Here is an 18,623-nt window from a genome sequence, read left to right as displayed (position 1 = left end):
TGAGTTCCCGCGTAGTCCCGAGGTTTTCGACGCACGTATCGGATGCTGAATATTTGCCAGATATCTTCGCATCCGGCTGAGCCTGTGCGAATTTGCCGAAAATCTTTGGCACTATTACGGATGTGACTGATACACCTGCCGTCCCGGCGCCGGTGGATCGCACCGCCCAACCTTGGTGGCGGTCGGCCATGTTCTACCAGGTCTATCCGAGATCCTTCGCGGACTCCGACGGCGACGGGATCGGCGATCTCCGCGGGATTCGCGACAAGCTCGGCTACCTGGAACTGCTCGGGGTCGACGCGCTCTGGATCTGCCCGGTGATGCGCTCGCCCATGGCCGACGGCGGTTACGACGTCGCCGATCCGCGCGATATCGACCCGCTCTTCGGCGGTATGGCGGCAATGGACGAGCTGATCGCCGAGGCACACGAGCGCCATCTCAAGGTGACCATGGATCTGGTGCCGAACCACACCAGCGATCGGCATCCGTGGTTCGCGGCGGCACTGGCCGCGGCACCGGGTAGTCGGGAACGCGAGCGCTATATCTTCCGCGACGGTCGCGGACCCGACGGCTCGACACCGCCGAACAACTGGCCGAGCATTTTCGGCGGGCCCGCCTGGACCCGCGTCATCGAGCCCGACGGCCGGCCCGGCCAGTGGTACCTGCACATATTCGCGTCCGAGCAACCGGATCTGAACTGGGCAAATCCAGAGATCGCCGCCGATTTCGAGCAGACGCTGCGCTTCTGGCTGGATAGGGGCGTCGACGGGTTCCGCCTCGATGTCGCGCACGGTATGGCCAAACCGGACGGTCTGCCCGATATGGAGCGCGTCGAGACCAAGATGCTGGTGCACGACGATGACGATCCGCGTTTCAACAATCCCGCCGTGCACGAGATCCACCGCCGTATCCGCAAGGTCCTCGACGAATATCCGAACGCGGTCTCGATCGGCGAGGTCTGGGTGGACGACAACACCCGCTTCGGCGAGTACGTCCGGCCGGACGAACTGCACCTGGCCTTCAACTTCCGCCTCGCCGAGACCCCGTTCGATGCCGACGCGGTGCGTGCGGCCATCGACAACTCGCTCGCGGCCGTCGCCCCGGTGGGCGCGGTTCCCACCTGGACCCTGTCCAATCACGACATCGCACGTGAGGTCACCCGGTACGGCGGCGGTCCCGTCGGAGTGGCGCGGGCCCGCGCGATGATGATGGTGGAGCTGGCACTGCCCGGCGCGGTCTTCATCTACAACGGCGCCGAACTCGGGCTGCCCAATGTCGACGATCTGCCCGAGGCCGCGCTGCGAGATCCGGTCTGGGAGCGCTCCGGACATACCGAGCGCGGCCGCGACGGCTGCCGGGTGCCGATTCCGTGGGAGGGCGCGGCACCGCCGTTCGGATTCACCACGGGCGAGTCCTGGTTGCCGATGCCGCCGGAATGGGCGGCATCGACGGTCGAGGCGCAGTTGGAGGCGTTGGGCTCCACCCTGTCGCTGTATCGGATGGCAATCGAATTGCGTGGTGTCCGACCGGAATTCGCGGGTCCGCGGATCGAGTGGTACGGCAGCCCGGCCGGTTGCCTCGCCTTCCGGCGGCCCGGTGGACTGGTCTGTGTGCTGAACGCCTCGCCCGTGCCGATCTCCTTGCCGCCCGGTGAGGTACTGCTCGCCAGCGCCCCGTCGGAGAACGGTCAGCTGGCCGCGAATGCCGCCGCCTGGCTGGTGTGATCACACAACACGAGCTCGACCAGAACGCGAACTACTACACGGCATCGTCTACCGTAAGTCCGTGAGCATTCTCGAGACAGTGCTGATCTTCCTCGGCATCCCGCTGGTGATCTACGGCGCGATCGCCGGATTGTCGTTTCTCGGCAAGCCACTGCCCGGCGAGAAGCCGGTCCACTTCGACCTCGGTCAGAAGTGGACCCAGCCTGCCGTGCTGTGGAGTGCTACCGACGAGGTGACCGGATCGGGTCACCACACTGCAGAGTCGTCGCATGAGCACCATGCGGCAATCGAATCCACCGAGGTCGAGCTGATCGGAGGCCGGGCAAGTGGCAAGTTCTAATTGGCCCGCGGTAGTCGAATCCGAACTGCCGCACGGTTCGGTGGTCACCAGCAGCGGCCGCGTCTCCGGTGTGCACGAGGCCGGTGCGGTGTTCAAGGAAGCCCCGTTCAGCGATGACGAGCGGCTGGCCATGGACAACGTGCTCACCGAGGCGACCCGCGCGACCAAGGTGCGCTTCAACGTCTACATCGGCGATCTGGGAGCGGATCCCGCAGCCGGTGCGGACGCGGTCTTCCCCGCAACCCCCGAGGCGGCGCGTTCGGTGCTCATCGCCGTCTCGCCCAACGACAAGGCCGTAGAGGTCCGTTCCGGCAGCGAGATCGCCGACCGGGCCAACGACCGCGTCTGCCAACTCGGCGTCACCGCCGCCCTGAGCTCCTTCCGTCAGGGCCAGCTCATCGACGGTCTGATCTCCGCGGTCCGCGTCATGGCCGCCGCCATCGGTCGCTGATCCACCGGTTTCACCGCGGCGCGTTCACCTGCGAAGGTGGACGCGCCGTTTGCGTTGTGCCGCACGGAACATCGGCCTGCAGGCTTGGGAGAGATGCGAAACGGGGCGTGCCCATCATGACGATGGGCACGCCCCGTTTCGTGTAGCCCTCAGTGTCGCGAGCCCGTTCAGCCCTGGGCGTCGAAGGCGCGGGCGCGCAGTGAGCGTTCGATGCCCGCCTTGCCCTCGGTCACCAGGCGGCGCAGGGCGGGCGGATGATCACCGGCGAGGAACTTGTCCGCCGTCGCCACGGCATCCTCGCTGATCGCCCAGGCAGGGTAGAGGCCGACGACGACGGTTTGCGCCACCTCGCTGGAGCGGCGCTCCCAGACACCGGGCACATCGGCGAAATAGCGGTCGACATAGGGCGCGAGCAGCTCACCCTGGCCTGCCGGTGCGAAGCCGCCGACGATCGAGCGAGCGGTGATATTCGGCACCGTATCGTCGGACATCACCGTATTCCAGGCCTGCGCCTTCACCTCGGCAATCGGCCGCGCCGTCGCCGCCGCCGCGGCCTGGCGCTTACCGGCCGCGGTGGGGTCGTTGGCCAATTCCTGGTCGATGAACGGGGTGTCGAGGCCCTCGGCATCGATCTCGCCCGCCGCCGCCAGCGCGGTGACCAGCCGCCAGCGCAGATCGGTGTCCACCGCCAGACCGGACAGACCGACGTTGGCCGGATCGCCGTCGAGCAGTTCGCGAAGCACCTCGGTGTGCCAGGCCTGCAGCCGCGCGCCGGTGAGCGCATTGACGAAGGCGAGCTGATGATCCGAGCCCTCCGTGGCCTCGCGGGCCAGTTCCAGCAGCCGGTTGGCGTATTCGGTCCAGCCGGTGGTGTTGGCCCACTCCGGATCGGCGTAGCTGCCGATCGCGGTATTGGCCTGCATCAGAAGTCGCTGCACCACACCGATTTCGGTCTCGGTGCCGATTCCGCGCTGCACCAGGGCGACGAAGTCGCGTGCGCGCATCTCGGCCTGCCTGGTCATCTCCCATGCCGCCGACCAGCACAGCGTGCGCGGCAGCGGTTCGACGACTTCGTGGATGCGGTGCAGCACCACATCGAGCGAATCGGGATCGAGACGCACCGAGCAGTAGGTGAGATCGTCGTCGTTGATCAACACCAGCTGGCCGCGTTCCACGCCGACGAGTTCGGGCACCTCGGTGCGCTCGGCCGCGTCGAGGTCGAGTTCGATGCGGTTGGTGCGGACCAGCTTTCCATCCCGTTCGCCGTACACGCCGATCGCGAGGCGATGCACGCGACGCTCACCAGCGCCCGGTTCCGCACCCTCCTGAACGACCGCGAACCTGGTGAAACGGCCGCCGGGATCGACCTCGAAGTCCGGACGCAGGATATTCAGTCCGGTGGTCTTGAGCCACTGCGCGCCCCAGTCGGACAGATCGCGGCCGGAGGACTTCTCCAGCGCCGAGAGCAGATCGTCGAAAGTGGCATTGCCGTAGGCGTGTTCGGTGAAGTAGTCGCGCAGACCGGCGAGGAACGCTTCCAGCCCGACGTAGGCCACCAGCTGCTTGAGCACGGAAGCGCCCTTGGCGTAGGTGATTCCGTCGAAGTTGACCTCGACCGCGTGCAGATCCGGAATATCGGCGGCGATCGGATGCGTGGACGGCAGCTGGTCCTGGCGGTACGCCCAGGACTTCTCCACATTCGCGAAAGTGGTCCAGGCGCTGGTGTATTCGGTCGCCTCGGATTGGCACAGCACCGAGGCGAAGGTCGCGAACGACTCGTTCAACCACAGGTCGTCCCACCACTTCATGGTGACCAGATCGCCGAACCACATGTGCGCCATCTCGTGCAGCACCGTCTCGGCCCGCCGCTCATAGGACGCGCGGGTCACCTTGGACCGGAAGACGTAGTCCTCGAGGAAGGTGACGGCACCGGCGTTCTCCATCGCGCCCGCATTGAATTCCGGGACGAACAGCTGGTCGTACTTGCCGAACGCGTAGGGCACACCGAAGTTCTTGTGATAGAAGCCGAAGCCCTGTTTGGTCTCGGTGAACAGCCGATCGGCATCCATGTGCTCGGCGAGCGAGGAGCGGCAGTAGATGCCGAGCGGGATGGTGCCATGGTCGTCGGTGTAGGCGTCGGTCCATTCCGCGTACGGGCCCGCGATGAGCGCGACCAGGTAGGTGCTCATCTTCGGGGTGGTGCGGAACAGGTGCTTGCCGGGATCGGCGAGCAGCGTATCGACCGCGGCTCCGTTGGAGATGACCTTCCAGTTCGGCGCGGCGGTCACGCTGATATCGAAGGTGGCCTTGAGGTCCGGCTGGTCGAAGCAGGCGAACATGCGCTTGGCGTCGGCGGTTTCGAACTGCGAGTACAGGTAGACCGCGTCATCGGTGGGATCGACGAAGCGGTGCAGGCCCTCACCGGTATTGGAGTATTCACAGTCGGCCTCGACGACCAGTTCGTTGCGCTCGGCCAGACCGGTGAGTGTGATGCCCTTGGACTCGTCGTAGTCGGCGATATCGATCGCGGTGCCGTTGAGCACGGCCGAGCGGACCCCGCGGGCGACGATATCGATGAAGGTGCTCGCGCCCGCGGTCGCGGTGAAGGTGACCGTGCTGCGGGAGAAGAAGGTCTGCTCGCCCGGCTTCCCGGCCCCGTCGGTCAGGTCGAGGTCGATGCGATAGTTCTCGACCTGCACTGTCGAGGCGCGTTCGATCGCCTGGTCGCGAGTCAGGTTCGGTGCGGACATGGGACTCCTTCGTTGGTCGAAGAACATGCGCGGGCGGGCCGCCCGGCGGGCACAGCACTCACCACAATGCCACCTCGGTAAGGTTGCCCGCGCGGAAGTTTTTCCCATAAACCCTATCGACCAGGATCGGAGCGCGACGTGAAGCACATCCACGCCGGAAAGGTGCGCGACCTCTACGAGGACGGCGACACGCTGCTGCTCGTGGCGTCGGACCGAGTGTCGGTCTATGACGTGGTGCTGCCGACACCGATCCCGGATAAGGGCGCGCTGCTGACCCAGCTGTCGAACTGGTGGTTCGAGTACTTCACCGACGTGCCCAACCATGTGGTCTCGGCGACCGATGTGCCCGCGGAATTCGCCGGTCGCGGCATTCGGGTCAAGCCGCTGAAGATGCTGCAGGTCGAATGCATCGCGCGCGGCTACCTGACCGGATCGGGGCTCAAGGAGTACGAGCAAACCGGCACCGTCTCCGGTATCGCATTGCCGCCGGGGCTGCGCGATGGCGACAAACTGCCCGAACCGATTTTCACGCCGTCCAGCAAGGCATCCGAGGGGCACGATGAGCCCATCACCTTCGCGGATGTGGTGAACCAGGAGGGGCGCGAGGTCGCCGAGCAATTGCGTGAGCTGACCTTGCGGATCTACACCCGAGGTGCCGCGCACGCCGCCGAGCGCGGTGTCATCGTCGCCGACACCAAGGTCGAATTCGGTTGGGACGGTGACACTCTCACCCTGGGCGACGAGGTGCTGACCTCGGACTCCTCGCGCTTCTGGCCCGCCGCCGAATGGGAGCCCGGCCGCCCCCAGCGCTCCTTCGACAAGCAGTTCGTCCGCGACTGGTCCACCTCCACCGGCTGGAACAAGGAATATCCGGGCCCGGAGATCCCCGCGGACATCGTCGAAGCCACCCGCCAGAAGTACATGGAAGCCTACGAACTCATCACCGGGCAGGTCTGGGGCGCAACCCGCTGACCGATGCGCAGGTCCGGGGCGGCATACAGCGGCTACTGGGAGATCCGGAGTGGCTGTACTCGCTGACGCCGGACAGGTCCGAGGCGGCGCGCTTCGCTGATCGTTGGGGCAGCTTTGGCGCGGCGCATTTCGGTGGCCGCTGGGGAGATCTGGCGCGGGTGCACTGCGCTGGCCGCTGGGAAGATTTGGTGCGGCCAACATCGCTGACCGCTGAGCAGACCCGGGGCGGCATCCAGCGTCCTGGCGGGTGCGGAAGCGGTCAGCTGAGGTGTTGGGTGAGGCGGTCGAGGTAGGGGCGTTGGCCGTTGCCGAGCTTTTCGTGGGCGGTGGGCAGGTCGAACCAGGCGGCGCGGTCGATTTCCGGGAAGGTGGCGATGCGGCCGGATTTGGGCGGCCACTCCAGATCGAAGGTGCCGGGCACCACCTCGGCCGGATCCAGGTCGGCCTCGACGGCCCAGACGGAGAGGTTCTTGGTGGATTTGCCACTGCCGTAACGAACCTCGCCGAGCGGCACCCGCTCGCCTTCGGGCACCGGTAGGCCCAGTTCCTCGGTGAACTCGCGGACCGCGGCGTCCTCGGGGCTCTCGCGCTCCGGCTCGTATTCGCCCTTCGGAATCGACCAGGCCCCCGCATCCTTACGCGCCCAGAACGGTCCACCCATATGTCCGATCAGGACCTCGACATCACCGGAGCTCCGGCGGAACAACAGAATCCCGGCACTGAATTTCCCTGCCACACCCAGCAGTCTGCCGCCTGCCGCAACTAGACGCGCACGCGACACGGCCCCACCCGTCGGTGCCGCTACCAGATCTGGCGGGGCCTCCGTGCGCGCCGGGCTGGCCCGACGTGCGACTCGGGCAGCCTGTCGCACGTCGCAACCGCCACTCGTCCCTGATCGATGCGACGGGGAGGGCGGGTGCGGTGGGTCAGGGGCGATGGTGGAGGTGGGCGGCGCGCAGGGTCAGGTAGTCGCGTTCGGGGGAGCTCGTGGTGTGGTGGGCGGCGGCGGTGTAGTGGGTGATGGCGGCGTCGAAATCGCCTGCCATTTCGTGTAGGTGGCCGCGGACCGCGTCGAGGCGGTGGCTGCCCGCCAGTTGATCGTCGAGGGTGTCGGTGAGTGCGAGGCCTGCGGCGGGGCCGTGGACCATGGCGGTGGCGACGGCGCGGTTGAGGGTCACCATCGGGTTCTTCGAGATGCGCTCGATCATGTTGTACAGCGCCAGGATTCGCGTCCAGTCGGTGTCCTCGGCACGCCGGGCCTGTGCGTGCAGCACCGCGATCGCGGCCTGGATTTGGTAGGGCCCGGTGAGGCCCGATGTGAGGGTGCCGGTCGTCAGCGTGGTGCCCTCGGTGATCAGCGCGCGATCCCACAGCGCGCGGTTCTGCTCGGCGAGCGGAATCAACTCACCGTGCGGCCCGGTGCGTGCGGCCCGGCGGGAGTCGGTGAGCAGCATGAGCGCGAGCAGCCCGGTCACCTCGGTGTCGTCGGGCAGCAGCCGGTGCACTGATCTGGTCAGACGGATCGCCTCGCCGGACAGATCCGTCCGTTGCAGGTCGGGCCCCGAGGTGCTGGTGTGCCCCTCGTTGAAGATCAGATACAGCACGTGCAGCACCGACCCCAGCCGCTCGTGCCATTGCGTGTCACCGGGCCGGGCGAACGGCCGGTCGAGGGTGGCCAGCTTCTTCTTGGCACGCGTGATCCGCTGCGCCATGGTCGCTTCCGGCAGCAGGAAGGCGTTGGCGATCTCCGCCGTGCCGAGCCCGCCGACCGCGCGCAATGTCAGTGCGATGGCACTCGCGGGCGACAGTGCCGGATGGCAGCAGAGGAAGAACATGGCGAGCGTGTCATCCCGATCGACGGCCTCTGCGTCGGGCACATCGCGTTCGAAAACCGTTGTCTCTCTGCGCCGCCGAGCCACTTCGGCGCGCACCGTATCGGCCATCCGCCGTTGCGCGACCTGGATCAGCCACCCGCGCGGATTGTCCGGCAGACCGTCGGCGGGCCACTGGGTCGCCGCCGCGAGCATGGCCTCCTGCAGCGCATCCTCGGCGGTGTCGAAATCACCGAACCGGCGCACCAAGGTGCCGAGGACCTGCGGCGCGAGTTCGCGCAACAGGTCCTCGATGCCCGCGGGCAATGTCGTGCTCATCGGCGACTATTGGTCGGTGGCCGGAACACCCATCACCGCGCGCACCTCGATGCGCTCACCGATCGGCTGCCCGCCCGGCCCGGGCGCCGCCGACGCCTGCGCGGCGATCTGCAGCGCGCGCTCCGGACTGTCCACATCGACGATCCAATATCCGGCGAGGAATTCCTTGGTCTCCGGAAACGGCCCGTCGGTGATCACCGGCGCCGAGCGCCCGTCCGAACTGACCACCCGCGCGTCTTCCGGTCCGGCCAGTCCCTGGGCGTCGACCAGCTCACCGTTCTTGGCCAGCTCCGCACCCAGCGCCCGCTGGAAATCCAGATGCGCCTGGATCTCTTCCGGCGTCCACTCGGTGATCGGGGTGTCGCAGTTGGCGGCGGCTCCGTAGGTCTTGAGCAGCATGTACTTCATATCCGGTCTCCCTGGCCTTCGGTGCGCCCTTCCGGCGCGTTCGCGATGAGGTCGGAGCCCGCCGCGTCGATTCGACACATCCTCGAATAGCTCGCCGTGATCCACATCACAAGGGTGTCGCGGGATCGGCGAGCCGGTCCGGATCGACCTGCTGGCCGATCATGTCCTTGATCCGGTCGGTGACATCCCAGATGTTCACGTTCATTCCCGCCAGTACCCGGTTGTCGGCGTCGAGCCAGAACGCGACGAACTCGCGCTTGGCCTCATCACCGCGCACCACTACCCGCGCGTACTCGCCGGGCGCGGCGTAGCCGGTGTACTCCATGCCCAGGTCGTATTGGTCGGTGAAGAAGTAGGGCAGCCGCTCGTATGACGCGGACTTTCCGAGCATGGTCCGAGCCGCGACGGCGGGCTGGTTCAGCGCATTGGCCCAGTGCTCCACCCGAATCGGGCGGCCGAGCACCGGATGCTGCTCCTCGGCGATATCGCCGACCGCGACGATATCCGGGTCGCTGGTGGCCAGGCCGGCATCGACGAGCACGCCGCCGTTGGTCGCGAGCCCGGCGTCCGCGGCCAGCTCGATATTCGGACGCGCGCCGATCGCGACCAGCACCGCATCCCCCTCGATGACGGTGCCATCGGCGAGCCGTACACCGGTCGCCAGATCCGTCTCCACATCATGAGTGGTGATCTCGCTGACCTGCGCGCCGAATCGGAAGTCGACGCCGTGGTCGCGATGCAACTGCGCGAAGACCCGGGCCATTTCCGGCCCGAGCGCCGCCAGCAGCGGCAATTCGGCGGACTCGACAATGGTGACCTCGACCTGGGCGGCGCGCGCGGCCGAAGCGACCTCCAGCCCGATCCAGCCCGCCCCGATGATGACGAGGCGGCGCGCGGTGCCGAACAGCTCGATCAGGGTGTCGGAATCGCCGATGGTGCGCAGGGTGTAGACGCCGCGGGCGTCCATACCGGGAATCGGCAGCCGACGCGGTGTCGAACCGGTCGCGAGCGCGAGCTTGTCGTAGCCGAGCGTCGAACCGTCCGGCAGCGTCACGGTTTTCGCGGTCCGATCGATCGCGCCGACCTCCGTGCCCAACCGCACGTCGATATGGTGATCGCGGTACCACTGGCCCGGATCCACGGTGAATTCCTCGAGCGATTTCTTGCCCGCCAGATGTTCCTTGGACAGCGGTGGACGCTCGTAGGGCAGATAGTCCTCGGCGCTGATCAGCGTCACGGCTCCGGCGAAATCGTTGTCGCGCAGTGCCTCCGCCAGTTTGGCCGCGGCCAGACCGCCACCGACGATGACGAAACGCTGATCAGAGGTCATTGCGGACTCCTTGTCGGGAGGGCACCGGATGCCTGCGTCTCAACCCTACTGGGACCCGACGCCGCCTTTTAGGAAATCGGTGACCGGCACGGGAACGAATCGCGCGGCTTCGTGGTTGGCCACGGGTAGCGGTGTGCCGAGCCACCGCGCTAACTGCATGCGATGGAGAGGAACAGGTCATGAGCGAGACGACCACCAAGAATGTCGCCGATTTCTGGTTCGACCCGCTGTGCCCGTGGTGTTGGATCACCTCCCGCTGGATCCTGGAGGTCGAGCAGGTCCGTGATATCGAGGCCCGCTTCCACGTGATGAGCCTGTCGGTGCTCAACGAGGGCAAGGAGGGGCTGCCACCGCAATACGAGGAGCTGCTCGCCACCGGCTGGGGTCCGGTCCGGGTCGCCATTGCCGCCGCGCAGGCGCACGGTGACAAGGTGCTGTCGCCGCTGTACACGGCCATGGGCACCCGCATCCACAACCGGCGCGAGGAGTACACGCGCGATTCCCGCAAGGAGACCCTCGCCGCGGTGATCGCGGATTCGCTCGCCGAGGTCGGCCTGCCCGCCGAACTCGCCGCGGCCGCCGAGAGCACCGAATACGACGAGGCGCTGCGCAAGAGCCATCACGAGGGAATGGACAAGGTCGGACCCGATGTCGGCACGCCGACCATTCACATCAACGGCACGGCGTTCTTCGGTCCGGTGCTGTCGCGGATCCCGCGCGGCGAGGAGGCCGGGAAGCTGTGGGATGCCGCGGTCACCCTGGCCGACTACCCGCATTTCTTCGAGCTGAAGCGGACCAGGACCGAGGATCCCGCCTTCGACTGAGCGCGCTGCGTTACGGCACGGGTTTCGGCGGCAGCGCCGGAACCTCGCCGTAGCTGCTCGGATACGGACCGGCCGGGGGCGCACCGGCCGGTCGGTTCGGCCGCCAGAACAGACGGCCGTGCCTGCTGCGGTCGCGCAGCGCCCACATCCGCCAGGTCAGCACCGGATGCGAGGCCATGGCATTGATGACCCAGACGAAGAAACCCTTTTCGCCCGCGGCCCGGTCGGCCATCTCGTCGAAGCCGACCAGTTTGTTCAGATACTTGCCGGCGGCCAGGGTGCCCATGGCGGCCGGTGCACCCACGTGCCGGTTGCAGTAGCCGTGGTTGTCGGCGGTGTACTCCTGGGACCGGATCAGCGAGCTGCCGATGATCGGCAGCGACGGCGCGACGAACATGCCGAGCTGGCGCCAATACGAGGTGTGTCCGGCCGCGATATGCCCGACCTCGTGACCGATGATGAAGGCGAGCGCATCGGGTTCGCGTGCGGCGCCGCCGATTTCGAACAGATCGCTGTAGACCGCGACATAGCGCCGGAACCCGTGCCCGGAGGCGAAGGCATTGATCTGGCCATTGCCGAGCACCACGTAGGCGTCGGGGACCTTGGCCAACCCGAAGCGCGCCGCCGCCTCGACCACCAGTTGATAGCCCTCCGGGAACTGCGTCGGTGACATCTTGACGCCGTTGACCCGCTGGGCCGCATAACCCATACCGCGCAGGAACCAGACCACGATCGGCGCGAAGACCAGGATCGCCACGTACGGACTCGGCAGCTTCCCATCCAGGATGAGGTCGACGAACACCAGCACTGCCAGCAGCAACGCGATCGTGGTGATCACGCATACGACCACGAGCAGCGGAATCTCCCACGGATGCCGGGCAGGCATCCCGTACGGCGACAGACCGCGCGGCTGACGCTGCGGCGGTGTCCCGGGCGGTACCGGGACCACTCCGTGGGGAGCCTGGGTGTACGGCGCCGGACCGTAGTGGGGCGTCGGGTATGGCAACCCGGGGTAGGGCTGGGGTGTCGAGGGGTATTGGGGCATTGACGGGTATTGAGGCATCGATGGGTACTGGGGCGAATCCTGCTGGGCGGAAACATGCCCGATCGATGTGGCGGTCGCGTCCTGAGTCCGCGCCCAGCCGCCCAAGGCGGGATAGGGGTCGGCGGGTCGGCCCGCCTGCTGGGGCGGCTTGGATTCGGGCGGCTGCATACGGAGAACTCTATTCATTTGCCGGAGACGACGGTCGAAGCCGTTGTCGCGCGGTCGGTACCGATGGCCGCGAACACGGGTGGCATACCTGTCGATTCGCCGCGGCCGCTATCGGTGTTAATCCCGCTGGCGCGGCGACGCGTGTCCCCCTCGCGGCGCGGCCGAACACGCCTGACACAATCGCAGCCATGCGCGTATACCTGGGTGCCGACCATGCCGGTTTCGAACTGAAGAATCACGTCAAGGCCCATCTGGAGCAGGCGGGCCACGAGGTCGTCGACTGCGGCGCCCTCGAGTACGACGCGCTCGACGACTACCCCGCCTTCTGCATCGAGGCGGCCCGTCGCACCGTCGCCGATCCGGGCAGCCTCGGCCTGGTCTTCGGCGGCAGCGGCAATGGCGAGCAGATCGCCGCGAACAAGGTGCCCGGCGCCCGCTGCGCCCTGGCCTGGAGCGTGGAGACCGCCCAGCTGGCCCGTGAGCACAACAACGCCCAGCTGATCGGCATCGGCGGTCGCATGCACTCCACCGAGGAGGCGCTGGCGATCGTGGACGCGTTCATCTCGACCAAGTGGTCCGAGGAACCGCGCCACCAGCGCCGCATCGACATCCTGGCCGACTACGAGAAGACCGGTGTGCCGCCGGCCGTTCCGGCCTACTGAGCGCGTAATCCGCCGTCCCACAAGGCGGCCCGGTGTCCCGGGTCGCCCCGGCGGCGGAACAGAGAGGATGCCGGGCTCGGATGCCTGAGGGTCATACGCTGCACCGACTGGCGCGACTGCATCAACGGCGCTTCGCCGGGGGAGTGGTGCGCGTGTCCAGTCCGCAGGGCAAGTTCGCCGCCGGTGCCGCCCGGGTCGACGGGCAGGTGCTCATGCGAGCCGAGGCGTACGGCAAACATCTACTGCACCACTACGAGTCGGGTCTGATCGTGCATGTGCACCTCGGCCTCTACGGGGTGTTCACCGAGGTGCCGTTGCCGATGGGGGAACCTGTCGGGCAGGTGCGGATGCGGATCGTCGGCGACGCGTCGGCCGATGATCGCCTGTACGGCACCGATCTACGCGGGCCGACCGCCTGTGAGGTGTACACCCGCGCGGAACTGACGGCGCTGACCGATCGGCTCGGCCCGGATCCGCTGCGGCGCGGCGCCGATCCCGAACGGGCGTGGCGGCGCATTCACCGCTCGCGTCGGCCGATCGGCGCACTGCTGATGGACCAGCAGGTGCTCGCCGGTGTCGGCAATGTGTACCGCGCGGAACTGCTATTCCGGCACGGCATTTCGCCGCAGCGTCCTGGCACCTCGCTGAGTGCCGAGGAGTGGGCCGCGATGTGGACCGATCTGGTCGCGCTGATGCGGGTGGGGGTGCGGGTCGGCAAGATGGTCGTCGTCCGCCCCGAACACGACCACGGTGAACCGTCCTATGCGGCCGATCGCCCACGCACCTACGTCTACCGCCGCGCTGGCGCCCCATGCCGCATCTGCGGCACCTCCATCGCCCACAACGTGCTGGAGGGCCGAAACCTGTTCTGGTGCCCCAGCTGTCAAGCCGGCTGATCGACTACAAGGCCCGCTGGTCACCTCATCGGTGACCAGCGGGCCCCTGTGGTCGAACCATCTAATAGCGGATCAGCCTGCCACTGCTTTGATTTCGGGTTTATCGGTCTCGGCAAGGGCGAAGCGGCGGCCGCCAGCGGTCTTCGCCGAGTACATCGCCCGATCGGCCTGCCGTAGCAGATCGGTGAAATCGCAGGATTCGCCCGGCGGCGAGTAGGCGGTGCCGACACTGGCCGAGACCGGTACCGGGCCGGCTGTCGACCACACCGGATCACGCAGCGCGGCCACGATGCGGTGCGCGATATCGCCGAGGGTGTTGTGGTGTGGGTTGGTGGCGAGCACGAATTCGTCACCGCCATAACGGCAGATGACGGTCTCCGGCGGACAGATCTCGCGCAGCCTGCGGGCCAGTTCGACGAGCACCTCGTCGCCGACGGCATGGCCGTAGTTGTCGTTGATCTGCTTGAACCGGTCCAGATCGATCAGCAGCAGGCCGACGCCGCGGTTCGGGTCGGCCGCCATCAGCCGCACCTTGTCCTGTAGCAGCGTGCGGTTGGCGAGGTCGGTGAGCGCGTCGTGGGTGGCCTCGTGCCGCAGCCGATGCTGCAATGCGGCGATCTCCTGCACCCGTAGTGACACCGCCGCCGAAATGTGCTGCTCCTGTTGGGCCAGCGCCCGTTCCTGCAGCGCCTGGGCGTAGCTGTCGATGGCCTGGCTGGCGACCAGCGGCCAGCGCGTGGCGACCAGCGACCCGGGCGCCCCCGCCGGGAAGCCGAGCAGCCAGCGGGTGGCCTGGGCCAGCATTCTGGTCCGCTCGAACGGCGCCTCGACCAGCCGCGCTCCCAACATCCGCGCCGCGGGCACCGGAAAGGGCTCGGACCTGGCCAGGTTCAGTAGCCGCTCGATGATCTCGGCTAGTACCGGTTGCAACTGTTCTGGTGACGCGTGTGATCCCGGTTCCGCGCAGACCGCACGTGCCCACGCGCCGGCCATCTGCGCTACGGGTGGTTCGATATCCGCGGACATCGCACTCACCCGCCACGGGTGATGTCGGTACCTGCCGGGTGCCCTGTTCCCACGCAGGTGCCGGTTTCACCCCGATCGTTCCCACTGCTACGCGGTTGTGTCCACCTCGCTCGGTGCACGCTCACCGCCCCCTTTCCAGATACCCCCGTCCGGCAAAAAGGATCCTAGCAAGCCACTCGGCACCGAAAAATGCTGTTTTACAACGAGTTCTCGGTCCCTCGCGAATGGCGATCGGGTATGTGATCGTTGCCGCGCCTCCGGTGTTACACAGGAATTCTGTTCGCCGGAAAGTCGCGGACCGACACGCCGACGGCGCGCCGGAACGGGGTGAAGTCGGTGGCTACCGGCCCGTTCGTGGCTCGGCGAGAACGTCTCGGGGGCCCGAAGCGCTGAGCAATAGCGATGAGCTATTGTCGATGTCCGGGTCATCGTCCCTTGCCCGGCAACTGTTCACAGCGGTTCGGCGGGGGCGGATTAGCGTTTCCGGCGCCGTATTCGGTACAGTCGGTGCGCACACGACATCGTGGCGATCCCATCGATGTCGTATGCCTGCGGGTGTAGTTCAATGGTAGAACCTCAGCCTTCCAAGCTGATGGTGCGGGTTCGATTCCCGTCACCCGCTCCACACAGGATTCATCCTCGTCGGCGCCCTCTGACGCCGCGAGGCCACGGGGTGTAGCGCAGCTTGGTAGCGCATCCGCTTTGGGAGCGGAGGGTCGCAGGTTCAAATCCTGTCACCCCGACTGAAACAGCAGGGAGGGGTCGGGGCGGGATAGGGTGGGCCTGAATTCACCCGGTTCTCTTGCTTCGAGCATCGTCGCCGGTCCGAAGTTGTTCGACAGGGGAGCTCATGCCAGCGCCGTTGGAGGATCGGGTTACCAACCTCGAGACGCTCGTGGCTGCGTTGACGATCCAGCAGGCGGAAGCGAAGGCGAAGGCTGGTTCGCCGACCGACCTCGCCGCGTTGGGTGCGAAGGTGGCGCGCAACCATGACGCGTTTATCGAGGAGATCGGCAGTCTCAGGGCTGAAATCAATGACCGGTTCTCTGCCGTCGATGATCGGTTCTCCGCTGTTGGCGACCGGTTCTCCGCTGTTGACGACCGGCTCTCTGCCGTTGACGACCGGCTCTCGGCAATCGATGATCGGCTGTCTGCTGTCGGTGATCGGCTCTCTGCGATGGATGTTCGGCTCTCCGGAATGGATGACCGGTTCTCTGACGTCGGTGGGAAGTTGGATCGCATCCTGGCGGCCCTGGGCGTCGATCGGGATGGTGCGTAACCGAGCACGTCCGCACGACCATGTCCGGCAGCATCGAAGCGTCGGTCGGTGGCCACCGAAGTGTTGCCGGATAGCCTGCTGTGGCGATGCGGCGCGGTAACTGAGGTCCGCGGGATCGGGTCGGACGGTTGAGATCGTTGCCCAGCTGTGGTGAATCTGTCGGCTTGCTGTGAGTCGCCGGCCCTGGCCGAATCTGTGCGGCATCGGAGCATGCGGTGCGGCATATTGTGTAGCCGTGCCCGACCGTGACGCGTCACCGGCCGCGAGCGTGCTGGTCGTCGACGATGAGCCGAATATTCTCGACCTGCTTTCCGCCGCGCTGCGGATGAGCGGATTCGACGTGCACACCGCGGCCAGCGGGCTCGAGGCGCTGGCCGCGGCGGCGCAGCGGCCACCGGACATCGTGGTGCTGGATGTGATGCTGCCGGATCTGGACGGTTATGCGGTGGCACGGCGGCTGCGAGAGTCGGGCAATCAGGTGCCGGTGCTGTTCTTGACGTCGCGGGATGCGGTCGAGGACCGGATCGCCGGACTGGCCGCCGGTGGCGACGACTATGTGAGCAAGCCGTTCAGTCTCGAGGAGGTCGTGCTGCGGTTGCGTGCGATTCTGCGTCGCACCCAGGGCGAGGAGTCCGACGACCGGGTGCTCAGGTACGCGGATCTGGAGCTGGATGTCGACGCGCATACGGCACACCGTGCGGGTGAAGAGATCTGGTTGTCGGCCACCGAATTCAGCCTGCTGCAGTATCTGGTCGTCAACGCGGAGAAGGTGGTCAGCAAGCAGCAGATCATCGATCGGGTGTGGAGTGCGGAGACCGGGCGCGACAGCCGGGTCGTCGAGACCTTCATCAGCCAGCTCCGGCGCAAGGTCGATGCCCGGAATCCGCCACTGATCCACACGATTCGCGGTGTCGGCTACACCGTGCGGCTGGGCGGCACGCGCTCGTGACGGCCGGTCGGATCTGGGATCGGCCGCGCCGGCTGACATTGCGCACCCGGCTGCTGCTGGTCCTGGTCGCCATCGCCGGGATCGGGATGGCGGCATTCGGGCTGCTCAGCATCGCGATGTTGGATCGTGCGCTGCTCGATCGGGTGGACGAGCAGCTGAATCATGTTGCCAGCGATATGACCTCGACCAAGCGACCACCGCCGCCGCCACCGTCGGGTGCGCCGGAGTACGAGCAGTTGCCCTCGGACTTTCGGCTCATGTTCTTCGATGTCGCGGGGCAGCCGATCGGCAGGCTCGGTGCGCCGGTCGAGTTGAGCACCGTACCGGCATTGCCGTCGATGGACGCGGCCTCGGTGCGCACCAGGGCGAATACCGCTTTCACGGTCGGCGACCAGAAGAGTGATATCCGGTGGCGGGTGCGCACGGTCGTGCAGCCGGCGACCGAATGGCAGCCCCGTGGCGGCACCGTCGCGATCGCGATGTCGCTGGCGACCACCGAGGCGACCACCGGCAAACTCCGCACCATCGAGCTGGTGGCGGGCGCGACGCTGCTGATCGCCATCTCGGTTATCGCGGCGGTGCTGGTCCGGCTCGGCCTGCGACCGCTGACCCGGATCGAGCACACGGCCGAGGCGATCGCCGCCGGCGATCTGGATCGCCGTGTCGCACAGACCGATCCGCATACCGAGGTGGGCCGACTCGGCGCCGCATTCAATGTGATGGTCACCCGATTGTCCTCGGCGCTGCGCCAACTCGCCGATTCCGAGCGGCGGATGCGGGCCTTCATCGCCGATGCCTCCCATGAACTGCGTACCCCACTCACTTCGGTGCGCGGGTACGCCGAGCTGTATCGGCGCGGCGGCGCGCAGGATGAGGTGGGGGTGCGGGAGATGATGCGCCGGATCGAGCGCGAGGCGATCCGGATGGGCCTGCTCGTCGACGATCTGCTGCTACTCGCCAAGTTCGACCAGGAACGCGCGCTGGACCTGGCGGAGGTCGACTTGGCGGCGCTCGCGGCGGATGTGGTGCGCGACGCGGCAACCCGGGCGCCGGACCGGGATATCGGACTCGAGAGTCCGGACGCGCCGGTTCGGGTGGTCGGTGACGAGCACCGATTGCGGCAGGTCGTGACGAATCTGGTCAATAATGCGTTGGTACACACGCCAGCCGAGGCCTCGGTCACCGTCACGGTCGGGATCCGAGCCGCGAATGCGCTGGTCGATCCGGTGGCCGCCGAGGCGGGCGCGGCACTGCCAGAGGCATCCGAATTCGCCGTGCTCGATGTCCATGACGACGGACCCGGCATTGCGCCGGAGAACGCGCCGCGCATCTTCGACCGCTTCTATCGGGCGGCCGAATCGCGTTCGCGCACGGGGGGTTCGGGGCTCGGACTCGCCATCGCCGACGCGATCCTCGGTGCGCACGGTGCCCGGATCCAGCTGCTGCGCACGCCCGGCGCGGGCACCACGTTCCGAATCCTCTTCGGTGCCATCTGAATCGTCGTGGACATGCCCATCCGTTCCCTGCGACAGTGGGGGATCGGGGCTCGATCGCCCGAGGAAAAGAGGGCTGCCATGAGCAGCGCAGATTTCGTCGAAACCGTGCTCGCCGTCGGCCGGGCGTTGGACATGCTGCAGAAGGTGCTGTTG

Annotated in this window: 17 protein-coding genes and 2 tRNA genes; 12 read left to right on the top strand and 7 right to left on the bottom strand. The window is 67.0% G+C overall.

Annotated elements, in window-relative coordinates:
* Positions 1–188 precede the first annotated feature (188 nt).
* The 3 genes from ACQP2D_RS35060 (at position 189) to ACQP2D_RS35050 (ending at position 2,515) form a co-directional block, all read left to right on the top strand.
* On the top strand, positions 189–1,724 hold the full coding sequence (locus tag ACQP2D_RS35060) for a glycoside hydrolase family 13 protein (protein ID WP_433685856.1): 1,536 nt from the start codon (positions 189–191) through the stop codon (positions 1,722–1,724).
* Positions 1,725–1,785: 61 nt separating this feature from the next.
* Positions 1,786–2,064 carry an aa3-type cytochrome oxidase subunit CtaJ gene (ctaJ, locus tag ACQP2D_RS35055; RefSeq protein WP_433680219.1) on the top strand — a complete coding sequence of 93 codons (279 nt, stop codon included), beginning with the start codon at positions 1,786–1,788 and terminating at the stop codon, positions 2,062–2,064.
* Positions 2,051–2,515: a DUF5130 domain-containing protein gene (locus ACQP2D_RS35050; protein ID WP_433680218.1), complete on the top strand. Its 465-nt coding sequence runs from the start codon at positions 2,051–2,053 to the stop codon at positions 2,513–2,515. The genes ctaJ and ACQP2D_RS35050 overlap by 14 nt, the downstream gene beginning before the upstream one ends.
* A 167-nt stretch (positions 2,516–2,682) precedes the next feature.
* On the opposite strand, the gene pepN is transcribed toward ACQP2D_RS35050, so the two are convergent.
* On the bottom strand, positions 2,683–5,265 hold the full coding sequence (gene pepN / locus ACQP2D_RS35045) for an aminopeptidase N (RefSeq protein WP_433680217.1): 2,583 nt from the start codon (positions 5,263–5,265) through the stop codon (positions 2,683–2,685).
* 138 nt (positions 5,266–5,403) lie between these two features.
* On the opposite strand from pepN, the gene ACQP2D_RS35040 reads away from it, so the two are divergent.
* Positions 5,404–6,237 (top strand): phosphoribosylaminoimidazolesuccinocarboxamide synthase, encoded by an 834-nt coding sequence (locus ACQP2D_RS35040; protein ID WP_433680215.1) that lies wholly within the window; start codon positions 5,404–5,406, stop codon positions 6,235–6,237.
* A gap of 259 nt (positions 6,238–6,496) precedes the next feature.
* Here the strand turns inward: ACQP2D_RS35040 and ACQP2D_RS35035 are convergent, their stop codons facing one another.
* The 4 genes from ACQP2D_RS35035 to ACQP2D_RS35020 form a co-directional block, all read right to left on the bottom strand.
* A complete protein-coding gene (locus tag ACQP2D_RS35035; RefSeq protein ID WP_433680214.1) occupies positions 6,497–6,973 on the bottom strand; it encodes an NUDIX domain-containing protein in 477 nt (158 codons plus the stop codon).
* A gap of 190 nt (positions 6,974–7,163) precedes the next feature.
* On the bottom strand, positions 7,164–8,387 hold the full coding sequence (locus ACQP2D_RS35030; protein ID WP_433680213.1) for an RNA polymerase sigma factor: 1,224 nt from the start codon (positions 8,385–8,387) through the stop codon (positions 7,164–7,166).
* Positions 8,388–8,393: 6 nt separating this feature from the next.
* Positions 8,394–8,795 (bottom strand): YciI family protein, encoded by a 402-nt coding sequence (locus ACQP2D_RS35025; RefSeq protein WP_433680212.1) that lies wholly within the window; start codon positions 8,793–8,795, stop codon positions 8,394–8,396.
* Positions 8,796–8,901: 106 nt separating this feature from the next.
* Positions 8,902–10,125 (bottom strand): NAD(P)/FAD-dependent oxidoreductase, encoded by a 1,224-nt coding sequence (locus tag ACQP2D_RS35020; protein WP_433680211.1) that lies wholly within the window; start codon positions 10,123–10,125, stop codon positions 8,902–8,904.
* Between the two features lie 179 nt (positions 10,126–10,304).
* On the opposite strand from ACQP2D_RS35020, the gene ACQP2D_RS35015 reads away from it, so the two are divergent.
* On the top strand, positions 10,305–10,949 hold the full coding sequence (locus tag ACQP2D_RS35015; protein ID WP_433680210.1) for a mycothiol-dependent nitroreductase Rv2466c family protein: 645 nt from the start codon (positions 10,305–10,307) through the stop codon (positions 10,947–10,949).
* A 10-nt stretch (positions 10,950–10,959) separates the two neighbouring features.
* Here the strand turns inward: ACQP2D_RS35015 and ACQP2D_RS35010 are convergent, their stop codons facing one another.
* Entirely contained in the window at positions 10,960–12,012 is a 1,053-nt protein-coding gene (locus ACQP2D_RS35010) for a M48 family metallopeptidase (RefSeq protein ID WP_433685855.1), read from the bottom strand.
* Positions 12,013–12,350: 338 nt separating this feature from the next.
* On the opposite strand from ACQP2D_RS35010, the gene ACQP2D_RS35005 reads away from it, so the two are divergent.
* Together ACQP2D_RS35005 and ACQP2D_RS35000 are read left to right on the top strand one after the other, a co-directional pair.
* Complete coding sequence (locus ACQP2D_RS35005) at positions 12,351–12,824, top strand: ribose-5-phosphate isomerase (protein ID WP_433680209.1); 474 nt, start codon at positions 12,351–12,353, stop codon at positions 12,822–12,824.
* 80 nt (positions 12,825–12,904) lie between these two features.
* Positions 12,905–13,720 carry an Fpg/Nei family DNA glycosylase gene (locus tag ACQP2D_RS35000; RefSeq protein ID WP_433680208.1) on the top strand — a complete coding sequence of 272 codons (816 nt, stop codon included), beginning with the start codon at positions 12,905–12,907 and terminating at the stop codon, positions 13,718–13,720.
* Between the two features lie 72 nt (positions 13,721–13,792).
* Here the strand turns inward: ACQP2D_RS35000 and ACQP2D_RS34995 are convergent, their stop codons facing one another.
* Entirely contained in the window at positions 13,793–14,746 is a 954-nt protein-coding gene (locus ACQP2D_RS34995; RefSeq protein WP_433680207.1) for a diguanylate cyclase domain-containing protein, read from the bottom strand.
* Positions 14,747–15,297: 551 nt separating this feature from the next.
* Between ACQP2D_RS34995 and ACQP2D_RS34990 the strand changes: the two genes are divergently transcribed.
* From ACQP2D_RS34990 to ACQP2D_RS34970, 5 genes are all read left to right on the top strand, one after another.
* A tRNA-Gly gene (locus ACQP2D_RS34990) sits at positions 15,298–15,371 on the top strand.
* A gap of 44 nt (positions 15,372–15,415) precedes the next feature.
* Positions 15,416–15,489 (top strand) — tRNA-Pro (locus tag ACQP2D_RS34985).
* Positions 15,490–15,596: 107 nt separating this feature from the next.
* A complete protein-coding gene (locus tag ACQP2D_RS34980) occupies positions 15,597–16,025 on the top strand; it encodes a hypothetical protein (protein ID WP_433680206.1) in 429 nt (142 codons plus the stop codon).
* Positions 16,026–16,260: 235 nt separating this feature from the next.
* Positions 16,261–16,974, top strand: coding sequence for a response regulator transcription factor (locus ACQP2D_RS34975; RefSeq protein WP_433680205.1), 714 nt, complete (start codon positions 16,261–16,263; stop codon positions 16,972–16,974).
* Positions 16,971–18,470, top strand: a complete 1,500-nt coding sequence (locus tag ACQP2D_RS34970; protein WP_433680204.1) for a sensor histidine kinase — start codon at positions 16,971–16,973, stop codon at positions 18,468–18,470. The genes ACQP2D_RS34975 and ACQP2D_RS34970 overlap by 4 nt, the downstream gene beginning before the upstream one ends.
* The last annotated feature ends 153 nt before the right edge of the window (positions 18,471–18,623 follow it).

The sequence above is a fragment of the Nocardia sp. CA-119907 genome, assembly GCF_050955995.1.
Lineage (GTDB): Bacteria > Actinomycetota > Actinomycetes > Mycobacteriales > Mycobacteriaceae > Nocardia.
This window is presented reverse-complemented; position numbering and strand designations above follow the sequence as displayed.

Bases quoted from the DNA above. Each gene is read 5' to 3' on its own strand.
- ACQP2D_RS35025 (WP_433680212.1), bottom strand. From the start codon at position 8,795: ATGAAGTACATGCTGCTCAAGACCTACGGAGCCGCCGCCAACTGCGAC.
- pepN (WP_433680217.1), bottom strand. From the start codon at position 5,265: ATGTCCGCACCGAACCTGACTCGCGACCAGGCGATCGAACGCGCCTCG.
- ACQP2D_RS35005 (WP_433680209.1), top strand. From the start codon at position 12,351: ATGCGCGTATACCTGGGTGCCGACCATGCCGGTTTCGAACTGAAGAAT.
- ACQP2D_RS34995 (WP_433680207.1), bottom strand. From the start codon at position 14,746: ATGTCCGCGGATATCGAACCACCCGTAGCGCAGATGGCCGGCGCGTGG.
- ACQP2D_RS35060 (WP_433685856.1), top strand. From the start codon at position 189: ATGTTCTACCAGGTCTATCCGAGATCCTTCGCGGACTCCGACGGCGAC.
- ACQP2D_RS35020 (WP_433680211.1), bottom strand. From the start codon at position 10,125: ATGACCTCTGATCAGCGTTTCGTCATCGTCGGTGGCGGTCTGGCCGCG.
- ACQP2D_RS35010 (WP_433685855.1), bottom strand. From the start codon at position 12,012: ATGCCTCAATACCCGTCAATGCCCCAATACCCCTCGACACCCCAGCCC.
- ACQP2D_RS35030 (WP_433680213.1), bottom strand. From the start codon at position 8,387: ATGAGCACGACATTGCCCGCGGGCATCGAGGACCTGTTGCGCGAACTC.
- ACQP2D_RS35015 (WP_433680210.1), top strand. From the start codon at position 10,305: ATGAGCGAGACGACCACCAAGAATGTCGCCGATTTCTGGTTCGACCCG.
- ACQP2D_RS34980 (WP_433680206.1), top strand. From the start codon at position 15,597: ATGCCAGCGCCGTTGGAGGATCGGGTTACCAACCTCGAGACGCTCGTG.
- ACQP2D_RS35000 (WP_433680208.1), top strand. From the start codon at position 12,905: ATGCCTGAGGGTCATACGCTGCACCGACTGGCGCGACTGCATCAACGG.